General features: G+C 74.7%; 6 protein-coding genes. All 6 read right to left on the bottom strand.

Annotated elements, in window-relative coordinates:
- The coding region (locus IDM29_RS10545; protein ID WP_188037504.1) for a transglutaminase-like domain-containing protein at positions 1–2,086 on the bottom strand (2,086 nt) is incomplete at its 3' end.
- The gene (locus tag IDM29_RS10550; RefSeq protein ID WP_309232717.1) at positions 2,083–3,273 is read right to left on the bottom strand and encodes a DUF58 domain-containing protein; all 1,191 of its coding nucleotides are present in this window, start codon (positions 3,271–3,273) and stop codon (positions 2,083–2,085) included. The genes IDM29_RS10550 and IDM29_RS10545, both read right to left, overlap by 4 nt.
- Before the next feature lies 1 nt (position 3,274).
- Entirely contained in the window at positions 3,275–4,234 is a 960-nt protein-coding gene (locus IDM29_RS10555) for a MoxR family ATPase (protein ID WP_182112089.1), read from the bottom strand.
- A 57-nt stretch (positions 4,235–4,291) separates the two neighbouring features.
- On the bottom strand, positions 4,292–10,210 hold the full coding sequence (locus tag IDM29_RS10560) for an Ig-like domain-containing protein (RefSeq protein WP_188037505.1): 5,919 nt from the start codon (positions 10,208–10,210) through the stop codon (positions 4,292–4,294).
- A 24-nt stretch (positions 10,211–10,234) separates the two neighbouring features.
- Positions 10,235–11,773, bottom strand: coding sequence for a serine/threonine-protein kinase (locus tag IDM29_RS10565; RefSeq protein ID WP_188037506.1), 1,539 nt, complete (start codon positions 11,771–11,773; stop codon positions 10,235–10,237).
- Positions 11,770–12,308 (bottom strand): FHA domain-containing protein (locus tag IDM29_RS10570; protein WP_223148202.1); only part of this gene is annotated, 539 nt, incomplete at its 5' end. The genes IDM29_RS10565 and IDM29_RS10570, both read right to left, overlap by 4 nt.

Below are 12,308 nucleotides of genomic sequence, written 5' to 3' on the forward strand. Positions count from 1 at the left end.
GGGCCGCGCGCTTCCTGGCCCTGCGGCCCGCCGGCGCCCCGGCCGCGAAGGCCTCGGCCAGGTGCACGGCGGTCTCGCGGCGGGTGGCGAGCGGCGGTGGCGGGACCCGCAGGTCCCGGGCCTCGTCCAGGACCTCCTCCCAGCCCCCGACGACGCGGTCGACGGGGACGCCCTCGGCGCGGCGCCGCCTGCGCCGTCGCCCCTTGGCCACGGCGATCACGACGAACGGGGCCAGGAGGAGCAGCAGCGGCCCCAGGACCGCGACGGCCAGCAGCGCGACGGCGCGCCAGGCCGCCGGCACCACCGGCGGGGTGGGCGGCGTGTCCGTCTGGGGCTGCTCGGTGTCGTCGTCGGGCGGCGTCACCGGGTCCTGCGGCGGCGGGGGCGGCTGCACGACCTGGGGCTGGGGCTCGGCCACCTCGTCGGGCGTGTCCTCGCGCGGCGTCTTCGACTCGTCCGGTGTCGGGTAGAACGGCACCCAGCCGTGGCCGGAGAACGAGATCTCGACCCAGGCGTGGATGTCGTCGCCGGTCAGGGTGATCTCCTCCGCGCCCTCCTGGTCCTCGTCCGGCAGGAAGCCGAGGACCACGCGTGCGGGCAGGCCCATCTCGCGAGCCATGAGCGCCATCGCGGACGCGTACTGCTCGCTGTCGCCGACGATGAGCTCGTCCGTGAGCAGGGTCGTGAGCCGGTTGGCGCCGTGCCCGGACAGCGACGGGTAGTCACCGGCCTCGGTGATGCCGTGGCTGAACCACCCCCGCTCGACGAGTCCCTGCTCGAGCGTGCGCGCGATGAGCACGGGCGAGGTCGCCGTCCCCGCGATGTCGCCCGCGAACAGCGGCACCGCCTCCGGGACCGCCTGCGGCTCGGGCAGGCGCACCGGGCTCACGGTCGCGGTGCCGATCTCGTCGTCGTCGGGCACCGGCGGCACGACGACCCGGGCGGTCCAGCGCGTGCCCTCGGGGACCCCGTCCGCCAGCACCGCCGTGCCCGTCGCGTCGTTGTAGCGCAGGTCACCGGACAGCTCGAGCGCGTCGGACCCGGCGAAGTCGAAGCGCTGCGAGTAGCCGACGGTGGGCAGCCAGACCGACGGCAGGCGGTGCACCTCGACCTCGACCTCGACCTCCTCGCCGCGCACCGAGGTCTGGATCGTCTCGCCCACGCGGCGGAACTGGCCCGAGCCCTCCGCCGTCTCGGAGCCGGCCACGTTCCAGACCACGCCGTCGAAGGCGTCCATGGTCGCGAGCCGCACGGGCGTGCCCTCGGGCAGGCCCCGCACCGTGAGCAGGTCCGTGTCCTGCCACTCCTTGATGTACTGCCGGAAGCCCGAGAGCGGGCTGGCGTGGTCCTTGGGGTCGAAGGGCGGCACGAGCTCGTCGCGCAGCACGAAGCGCGCGCGGTCGGTGCCCAGGACGGGCCCGGCGACCGCGCCGCTCGTGGCCACGACCGCGGCCATGACGAGCAGGGAGACGACCCGGCGCGGGGCGAGCGTCCCGCGGCGCCAGGCGACCCAGGGGCCGAGCAGCGCGACGAGGACCAGCCCGGCGGCGACCGGCTGCACCGTCACCTTGGTGCCGAGCAGGACCGACAGGGCCAGGACGACCAGCGGCACGACGGCGGCCCACGCGCCACGGCGCGGCGAGGCACGGCGGGCCAGGCTCACGCCGAGCGCCGTGGCACCGAAGCCCAGCAGGTAGGGCGCCACGAGGAGGTTGCCGCTGCCGCCCAGGGACGGGTCGAGCGTGAGGACCTGCTTCCACACCGTCACGGCGCCGCTGAGCAGGAGCACGAGCGACCTCGGGGACGGCACGACGCCGAGCCACGCGGTCGTGGGCGCCGCGAGCGCCGCGCCGGCGAGCAGGTACGCCACGATCATGGCGCCGGCCGTGAGCATGGTGCCCCAGCGGCGGCGCGCGGCGAGCAGCGCGATGCCGCCGCCGAGCAGGACCCCTCCGACGACCGGCGGCAGCGCGGCGCGCAGGCCGTAGACGGGCACGAGCGGCAGCAGCGCGAGCGCGGTCGCCGCCATGAGCACGAGCGCGTCGACCAGCCCGCGCCGGCCCGAGGACTGCTGCTCCGGGTTCATCCGGCCACCACCCGGCGGAGCACGCGCGGCAGGTCGGCCAGGGACCCGAGCTGCGCGAGCGACAGCACGCCGTGCGTCGCCACCTCCACCTCGCCGCCCGCGGTGCACGACAGCACGAGGGTGCGGATGCCGACGGGGACCTGCCGGGCCGCGGCCCGCAGGTCGCTGCGGCCGGGCACGGAACCCGTCACCAGGATCGCGACGGACGCGTCTGCCGCCTCCCGCGCCACCCACTGCGCGAGACGGTCGGTGGGGCGGCCGTCGGCGGCGGCCTCGAGGCCCGCGCAGTCGTCGAGGAGCCGCGGCGGGTTCTCCGTGCGCAGCCTGCCCCCGCCGGCCAGGACCGTGAGGTCCCGCTCGTCGCGCAGCGCCTGGACGCCGATGGACGCGGCGGCCGCGACGGCGAGCTCGAACTCGTCGGCGCTCGCGTAGTCGTCCGTCGACGTCGACAGCGCGATCGCCGTGTGCGTGCGCCGCGTGTCCTCGAACTGGCGCACCATGAGCTCGCCGATGCGGGCCGACGTCTTCCAGTGGATGTGGCGGCGGTCGTCGCCCGGCACGTAGTCCCGCAGCGCGTGGAACGACATGTCGGAGTCGGACACGACGCGCGTCGCCTGGCCCTCGAGGTCGCGCAGCACGCCCGACGCCGCGCCCGCGAGCGAGACGAGCTCCGGGTGGACGTACAGGTCGACGGGGTCCGTCCAGCGCACGCGGCGCCGCAGGAGCCCGAGGGGGTCGCCGCGCACCGAGCGCACCGGACCGACCACGACCACGGCGCGGCGGGTCGTCGGGATCGCGAACACGTCCTCGTGCTCCCCGCCCGGGCCGAGGGACGGCAGGTGGAAGTCCGCGGAGCCCTTGCCCACCGGCAGCTCGATCTGGGCGGGCAGCAGGCGGCGACGGGACGTGTTGCGCACCACGAGGCGTCCGACGGCGCGCTGCCCGACGGTCACGCGGTTGTCCGAGAGGTCCAGGTCCACCTCGTACGTCGAGCGACCGAGGGTGAGCAGCACCGAGACCGCGACCGCACCGCCGAGCGCCGTGGCCACCACCGTGAGCTCGACCCAGCCCAGCCACCAGCCCCCGGCCCCCAGCACGACGGCGCACGCGAGCGCCGCCCAGCCCAGGGGGGAGACGGGGTGCAGGACGCGGGCGACGGCGCGCCCGGCGGCTCGGAGCAGGTTCACGTCAGACCCGCGCCGCCGGCGGTGCCGTCTCGGCGAGGACGCGGGCGACGACCTGCGTCGCGGTCACGCCCGAGAACTCGGCCTCGGTGTCGAGGATGATGCGGTGCGCCAGGACCGGGTCGACCAGGAGCTTGATGTCGTCCGGGATGATGTACCCCCGCCCCTGCGAGGCGGCCCAGACCTTGCCGCAGCGCACGAGCGCCAGGGCGCCACGCATGCTCGCGCCGAGCGACGTCTGCGCGTCGTCACGCGTGGCCTGCACCAGGCGCGCCACGTAGTCGAGCACCGCGGCGTCCGCGTGCACCGTGGACGCGAGCTGCGCCATCTCGGCGACGGCGTTCGTCGTGATCTTCGCGGTCAGGTGGGCGGTGCGGTCCCGCTCGGCCGAGCCGGCGAGGATCTGCACGGTCGAGTCGTGGTCCGGGTAGCCGAGCGACGTCTTCATGAGGAACCGGTCGAGCTGGGCCTCCGGCAGGCGGTAGGTCCCCGCCTGCTCGATGGGGTTCTGCGTCGCGATCACCATGAACGGGCGGCCGACCGGGTGGGAGACCTTGTCGACCGTGACCTTGGACTCCTCCATGACCTCCAGGAGCGCGGACTGCGTCTTGGGCGAGGCGCGGTTGATCTCGTCCGCGAGGACGACGGAGGCGAACACCGGACCCTGGTGGAACTCGAAGCGGTGGGTGTTCTGGTCGTAGATCGTCACGCCCGTGACGTCGGAGGGCAGCAGGTCCGGCGTGAACTGGATCCGGCTGTGCGTGCCCTGGACCGTCGCCGCGATCGCCTTGGCGAGGGAGGTCTTGCCGGTGCCGGGGGCGTCCTCCAGCAGGAGGTGCCCCTCGGCGAGCATGCAGGTCAGCGCGAGCCGGACCACCTGGTCCTTGCCCAGGAGCGCCTGTCCCACGTTCGCGACGAGCGCGTCGAAGGTCTCGGCGAACCAGGCGCTCTGCTCAGGGCTCATCGTCACGTGCGTGTCTCCTCGGGTGGTGCGGGGGTGGTCAGGGCGAGCGGGCGGGCGTCAGCCGCCGCCCTGGTCGGGGGGCGGCGGCGGTGCCGGGTCGACGTCCTTCTCCATGAACAGCACGCCGGGGCTGGAGCCGCGGCCGTTGCTGGCGCGGACCTCCACCTCGATCCGGCCGCCGCGGTCGCGGATCTGCCCGGGCAGGTTCAGCGGACCGAAGGTGGTCCCCGCACCCGCGTCGGTCCACCCGCTCCAGCCGTCGCCCAGGCCGTCACCCCAGTTGATGCCGCTGCCGACGAGACGGTTCCAGCCGGCGCGGTAGCGGTACTGGTAGGTGACGGGGAGCCCGCCGGTGGCGCTGGGCGGCTGCCACGAGACGGTCAGGGTCGTCGGGTCGGCGGGAACGGAGATGGCTCCCCCGCGCGGCTCGGACGGTGCCGTGGTCGGCGTCACGGCCGGGAAGGCCACCCACTCGCCGACAGCGTCGCGGTTGTTCACCGCGCGGATCCGGTAGCTGCTGTACGTCTGACCGCCGGTGCGGTTCGTGACGGTGGCCGACCGCTCACCCGGGCCGAACGTGCCCACACCCTCGATCTCGTACCGCTTGATCTGGATGTTGGCGCCGCCGGTGTCGGCGGGCGGCTCCCAGGTGAGCACGATGGTCGCCGCACCCGGGGCCACCGGGTCGCCCTCGCCGCCGCCCTGGCGGGCACCGACGGACTGCGGCCCCGAGGGCTGGCTCCACACCTCACCCGTGGTCGAGGCGCACGGCGAGTCGCCCGCCTTGTTGCGGGCGACGACGCAGACGTTGTAGGGGCGTCCCCGCTCGGCGGTGAAGGTGTGGCTGCGCGCGCTCCCGGGCAGCTCGACGGTCGAGCCGTTGACGGTGACGAGGAACTGTCGCGCCGGGTCCCCGTTCTCGGGGCCGGGCGCCCAGGTGGCGGTGATCTCGCCGTTGCCGAAGAAGCCGATGGGCGAGTTCGTCGCGGCGACGTTCACCGGAGCGCCCGGCGGCCCGGCCGGGACCAGCGCGGCCGACGGCGCGCTCCAGTCGCCCGGCTCGGGCGCGAGGTTCACGGCGCGCACGCGCACGGAGTAGGCCGTGCCGTTGGCGAGCCCCGTGAACGTGTGCGCGGTCCCGGCGGTGGTGGCGCTCGCCGAGCCGCCCGGCGGGGCGGGGCTGATCTCCAGGTCGTAGCGGACGATCGGCGAGCCCGTGTTCGCCGGCGGCGTCCACTGCACGGAGATCGACCCGTTGCCCCACCCCGGGCCGACCGGCTGCGGGGCCGCCGGGGCCGACGGCTTCGCGTCCGGGCGTGCCGGCAGCGAGACCGCGCTCGCGTCCGACCAGTTCACGGCGTTCTTGGCCATCACCGTGAACGTGTACTCGACGTTGTTGGTGAGGTTGCCGACGGTGCACGTCGTGCTCGCGCACTCGGTGACGATGTTGCCCGGCTGCCCGGTGAGCCGGTAGCCCGTGATCGGCTCGCCGTTGTTGGCGGGCGCGTCCCACGCGAGCACGACGGTCCGGTCGCGGACCTCCACCACGCGGGGCGGTGCGGGCTGCGAGGGGCGGCCGCGCACGACGACGGTGATGCGGCCCTCGACCTCGCGGGCGGCGTCGCCCGTGGCGTCGCGCACGCGGTAGCGGGTCACCATCTGGCCGATGAACCCGGCGGCGGGACGCACGGTGACCTGGTTGCCCGCGACGCCGGCGGTACCCGCCCCGGGCGTCTCGACGATGGCGTCCACGACCGTCAGCGGCGTGTCCGGGAAGGGGTTGAAGGCGCCCTCGAGCACGTTGACCGTGGACGCACCGCCCTCGACGCCGTCCGGCACCAGGCGGTCGACGAGGCGAGCGAGCTGCCGGGTCGAGGCGGTGACGCGGAAGTCCACCTGCGCGGTGACGCTCTGCGCCGTGCCGTACCCGATGGCGAGCCCGAGGCCGCCGACGGTGCCCTTCGGTACCGCCTCCTCGGCGCTGAGCGTCAGCACCGAGTCGGTCAGGGTCGCCGTCACGCCGAGCGGCGGCTGCGAGGTGAGCGCGTAGGTGTAGCGCTCCTGCCCGGACGCGATCCCCGCGCTCGAGGTGAAGGCCCGCAGGTCCACCTGCGTCGTCTCGCCCTGGGCCACCTCGAGCACCGACGGCGCGAACGTCGGCGGGTAGTCCTCCGCGGCCAGCACCGTGATGGACAGCGTCATGACGCGGGTCCGGCCGTCGACGTCGGACGGCGTCCCGTCGGTCACCTCGAACGAGATGGAGGCCGGGCCGGCGTAGTCGCGCTGCGCCGTGTAGCGCAGCGTGCGGTCGTCGACGACGAGCGGCGTGCCGTCGGACTTGGTCGCCGTGACCGTGGTGGCGTCCGTCAGGCGCGGCTTGCGGCCGGGGGCCACCTGGATCTGCTCGTCCAGGTCGATCTCGAGCGGCTCTCCCGCCACGATCTCGAGCGTGGGCGCGCCGGGCCGCGGGATGGGCGGGAAGTCGCCGAGGGCCGGCACCGTGATGAACGCGAACGAGCGCACGCCGTCGGCCTCGGGCCGGGTGTTGGTCAGCACGTACGGGATCGTCTGCGCGGTCTCACCGAGGGTGACCACGACCGTGCGGCCCTCCGCGACCGCGACGTCGGCGGCCGAGGGGTGCACCGAGACCTCGAGGTCGCTCAGCGGGCCGGACGGGTTCTCCGCGGTCTCCAGGACGTCCACCGCGACGGTCGTCTTGTTGATCGTGTCCGTCGCCGGGACGACGACGTCGCGCGCGACCGGCGGGCGGATCTCGGCGTCCTCGCGGACGTCCACCGTCAGCACCGCGGTGCCCACGCCGCCGCGCTCGTTGCGCGCCGTGTACCCGATCTGCAGGACGCCGACCTCGCTGGTGCGCACCACGATCCGGCGGCCCTCGACCTCGGCGTCCACGCCCTCGGCCAGGATCAGCTCCTCGTCGAGCGTGAGCTCACCGCCGCCCGTGTCGACGTCGTTGGCCAGGACGCGGACCTCGACGCTCTGCCCCGGGCGCACCGTGACGTCGTCGTTGCGGCTCACGACCGTGGCCGACGTCGTGGGGCGCGGCGCGATGCCCACGCGCACGGTCCCGACGGCGCGCCGGCCGGCCCAGTCCTCGACCGCGTAGGTGAAGGTGTCGGTGCCGAACTCCCCCGGCAGCGCCTCGTACTCCATCCAGTCGGCGCCCGTGGCGACGATGCGGCCCTTGGTCGGTGCGCGGTCCTCGCCCAGCAGGTACACGCCGTCGCCGTCGGGGTCGATGCCGGTGAGCGGGACGTCGATGCGCACGACGTCCTCGGCGAAGACGCGCGCGGTGAGGTCACGGGGGCGCGGCGGCGCCTTGCTGCCCCGGTCGGACGCATGCACGTTCACCGTGACGGTGGCCGCCGTCCGGTTGCCGACCTCGTCGGCCACCTCGAACGTCGCGTGCACCTCCATCGGCTCGGCGGGCGCCTGGTAGCGCAGGGCGTCGCCCGAGACGAACATCAGGCCCTCGCCCTCGCCGAGCGGCTCGACGAGGGTCGGCAGGAGCGTGAGCTGGTCGCCGTCGGGGTCGTAGGCGTCCCGCAGCGCGTGGATCGTCACGACGCCGCCCGTCCGCACGGAGACCTCGACGTTGGGCACCACGGGCGGCTGCTGCGTCGCGGACGCGGGGATGGGCTGGACGAGGACCTCGCCGGTCGCCGTCGCGGCACCGTTGGAGATCGTGTACGTCGCGGTGACCGGCGCCTCGAGCACGCGGGTCGAGTCGATGCGCAGCAGCTCGTGGTCGATCACCGCGATGCGCAGGCCCGTGTCGCCCGGGACCTCCACGGACTGCACGACGAGGACCCCGCCCCCGGGGTCGACGTCGTTCGCGAGCGGGGCGATCGTCACGTCGCCACCCGGCGGGAGCAGCGCGCGGTCGAGCACCGCTACGGGCGGCGGGGTCTGGTCGGGACGCTGCTTGACGTCGATGCGGGCGACCCCCTCGACCTGCTGGGGCGACGCCGCGAGCACGAAGGTCACGTAGTAGACGCCCGGGGTCGGCGCCGAGAAGGTGAAGGTCCCGGCCTCGAGGTCGCTCGTGAGCGTGGTGCCCTGGACCTGCTCCACCCCGGCGAGCCGGACCGGCTCGCGCGAGCCGCTGCGGACGCTGTCGAGCGGCCGGACGACGACCGGCTGGTCCACGTAGGTCTCGGCGTGGACGGGGTCGATGGTCGGGGGCACGGAGCCCGCGGGGCGCACGTCGACGAACAGGGTGCCCTCGACGGTCTCGCTGCCGTCGGAGACCTGCACGACGACGGTCTGCCGCCCCAGGGAGCCGCCGTCGGCCGAGTACGTCACGACGCCGTCCTGGCGGGTGCGGACGGTGCCGGTGCCGTCCACCACCGCGCCGGCGAGCACGAGCGGGTCACCGTCCGGGTCCCGGAAGTCCGGCAGGACGTCGTAGGCGATGGAGCCGCCCGCCTCGACGGTCACGGAGCTGACCCGCAGCTGCACGGGCGCGCCGTTCTCGGAGGCGTCGCGCACCGTCAGGCGCACGGTCGCCGTCGACGGCGCGTTGGTGCCGCGCCCGTCGTCGATCGTGTAGGTGAACTCCACCGAGCCGGTGGCGTCGGGGCGCGTCGTCAGCTGGAAGGAGCGCCCGCCGTAGATCGGGACGACGACGCCGAACTCCTCGGGGATCGGCTCGAACTCGCTGACCGCCAGGATGCCGCAGTCCGAGGATGAGTCGTTGTCGATGACCGAGAGGATCATCGTGCGCCCCGCGCGGACGCCGTACTCGTCGTCCTCCGCCGACGGTGCGGACGACTGCGCCGAGCACTCCGCCTGCAGGTTCTGCGTGCTGTCGCGGCTCTCGGACTGCTCGTCGTCCTGGGTCGTCTCCTCCTGCGGCTCGATGTCCTGCCAGTTCGGCTCGCGCAGCTCCGGGTCCTCCATGGGCACCCAGAGGCGACCCTTGAGCGTGTCGTTGAGCACGACGACGTCGCGGTTGACGCGGAAGACGAGGCGGTCCGACGTCGTCATGCCCTCGAGGTCCCTGACCTCGGCCTCGCCGTCGCCGCAGCGCTGCACGTAGCTGCCGGTGGCGGTCGCCCACGCTCCCAGCGCGCACGCGCCGACGCGCACGGGCGCGGCCGCGCGGCCGCTGCCGCCCGTCTCGTGCTCGCGCACCCGGCCGCCGTCGAGCGCGACCTCGAGCAGCGACGTCCCCGTCGCCACCAGGACGACGTCGGAGCGCGGCCCCGGCTGCTGCAGCACGAGCTCGGAGCCGTACTCGGACAGGTCCGCCGAGCCCGTCGGCGTGTGGACGGTGAGGCCCGCGAGGGCCACGAGCTGGTCGCCGACCGCGGTGACCTGGCCGAAGCCGCCCGCCGGCTCGCCCGCGAGCGCGCCGTCCTCCTCGGTGGACCGCTCGTCGTCGGCCACCGTCATCCGGTGCAGCGTCCCGTCGGTCTCGGCGGCCAGCACGGAGCCGTCGCGCGCCACGACCGCGACGCCGCCGCCGCCGAGCTCGAGGTCCGGGTCCTCGGTCTCGATGCTGAGCGTGCCGAGCGTCGGGACGGTGCGGGCCCAGACGTCTCCATCGACGACCACGGCAGCGGTGCCGCCCGACATCGTCACGGGCGAGCCGAACGGGACCGAGATCTGCGCGACGAGCGCCACGCTCGCGGCGTCCACGACGGACACCTTGCCGTTCTCGGTGAGCAGGACGTCGCCCTCGTCCTGCAGGACGTCGAAGTCGAGCGCCTGCGTGACGAGCCCGGCGTTGAGCTCGTCGATCTGGGCGTTGTAGCGGCCGAGCTTGCGCTCGGAGGTGTTGGTCAGCCACACGGCGCCGTCGTTGAGGTCGACCTGCGAGACGGGCACGCCCGGGTAGACGAGCGCGAGCACGGCCAGGACCGCGGGCACGACCGAGGCACCGACGACGGTCGTCCACCGTCGCCGCCGCGTCGTCACCGTGCGCGTGGCGTTCCGCACCGTCCCGCTCATCCCACCCCCGTCGTCGTCGTGCGCCTAGGCCTGCACGCAGGCGGTGGCCGGACTGGTCGAGAAGCGACCGTCCGAGCGGACGATCGAGACCTCGACGCACAGCTGCTCGCCGGGGACCACGGGCGTCACCGTCACCGTCTCCTCGCCGACCAGCTCGAGCTGCGGCTCCGTGCCCGCGAGGCTCACCCCCCACAGGTAGCTGTCGCCCTCCTGCGGGTCCGGATTCTCCCAGGTGAAGACGGCCGCGCCGTCCTCGACCGCGCCCTCGAGCGCCTCCGGCGCCGGGACGGCGCGGATGGACGGCACCACGGCCGTCGGCGTCGGGGTCGGCTCGACGCCCGGGTCCGGGCGGAACGCGAACACCCCGCCGACCACGAGCGCCGCCACCACCACGACACCGCCCAGGCTCGCGCCGATGACGCGACCGGCGCCGCCGCCGCTGCCGGAAGGCTCGGGCTCGGGGTCCGCGGCCGTCTGGGCGGCCGCCCGCTGCCAGGCCTCGGGCACGCCCGTCGGCGCCTGCTCCGGCACGGTGGACGGGAACTGCTGCGCGGGCCCGGGGATGCCGGCGACCGGCGCGGCCGTGACCACGGCGGGCGCCGCGTCGGGGGACACGCTCTGCACGGGGCGCAGCCGGGTGGAGTCGCCCTGGTCCTCGCGCTCGTGGGTGTCCTCCGAGGGGAGCGACGCCTCCTCGGGCAGGTCCAGCGGCGTCAGCGGGAGCATGAGCTCCGCCTCGACCTGCTGCAGCGCCCGCGCGAACGCGAGCGCGCTGTGGTGCCGGCGCTCGGGCGAGCGGTCCATGGCGCGCGTCAGCACGGCGTGCAGGCTCTCCGGCACGTCGCCGCGGCCCGTCGGCTGCAGCGCGCCGCGCTCGATGCGGGAGATCAGGTCGGCCGCGGTGTTCGACCCGTCGACGACCTCGTACGGCGAGCGGCGCGCGAGCAGGGACCAGATCGTCGCCGACAGCGAGTACACGTCGGCACGCACGTCACCCGTGGGGTTCTCGGCCAGCAGCTCGGGGGGCGACCACGGGATCGACATGCCGACCGCGCTCCCCTGGCTCCAGCCGGTCGTGGCCGCGATGCCGAAGTCGGTCAGGGCCGGCCAGCCGAAGTCCGTGATGAGGACGTTGGCGGGCTTGATGTCGCGGTGCAGGATGCCGGCGCGGTGCGCCGTCTCGACCGCGGAGGCGAGCCGGACGCCGATGCGCAGGACCTCCGCGACGCCCATGCGCTCGTTGCGGTACCGCTGGCCCAGGCCGGGGCGCGAGCAGTACTCCATGACGAGGAAGGGCCGGCCGTCCGCAGCGACGTCGGCGTGGTAGATGGTGACGATCGACGGGTGGTGCGAGAGCGTCGCCATGAGGTCGGCCTCGGTGCGGAAGCGCTCGCGCACGTCGTCGCCGAGGTGGCTCGCGAGCAGCACCTTGACCGCGACCGAGCGGCGCGGCATGAGCTGGCGGTAGAGGAAGACGTCGGCGAAGCCGCCCATCCCCAGGAGCTGGACGGACTCGTAGCCCGGGATGGCGGGCGGGGACGACGGCTCGCGTCGAGCGGTCACGTGCCGCGCTCCACGATGAACGTCACGTCCTCCCCCAGGTCGACGACGACGCCCGTCTCCACCACCGTCGGCTCGCCCGGGTGCAGGCGCTGCGGGCCCTGGCCCTGACGCAGCAGCAGGACGCCGTTGGTCGAGCGCAGGTCCGTGACCAGGACGTCCTCGCCGTCCATCCGCACCTCGCAGTGCGTTCGGGAGATGTCCTGGTTCGGGCTGGGCACCGTGACCAGGCGCGGCAGCTCGCTGTTGGAGACCCGTGAGACCTGCGGCGCCCGGCCGAGCAGCACCGGGCGGTTGAGCGAGACCACGAGGCCCGAGGAGAGGTGGATCTTGGCCGGGGGCGGCGTCCGGGTGTCCGGCACGGCCAGCGCCGGCACGGCGTCGCCCGCCCAGTCCGGCAGCTGCCGGCGCAGGGCCACGACGTCGGAGCTGAGGACCGTCATGCCGTCGTGGTCCTCGGCCCCGGAGACCGGCGACGTCGCCACCGGCGGCGGGACGCGCGCCGCGGCAGGGGCCGGCACGGGCGCCGGCGCGGGTG

The sequence above is a fragment of the Actinotalea sp. JY-7885 genome (genome assembly GCF_014525465.1).
In the GTDB taxonomy this organism is placed as follows: Bacteria; Actinomycetota; Actinomycetes; order Actinomycetales; family Cellulomonadaceae; genus Actinotalea.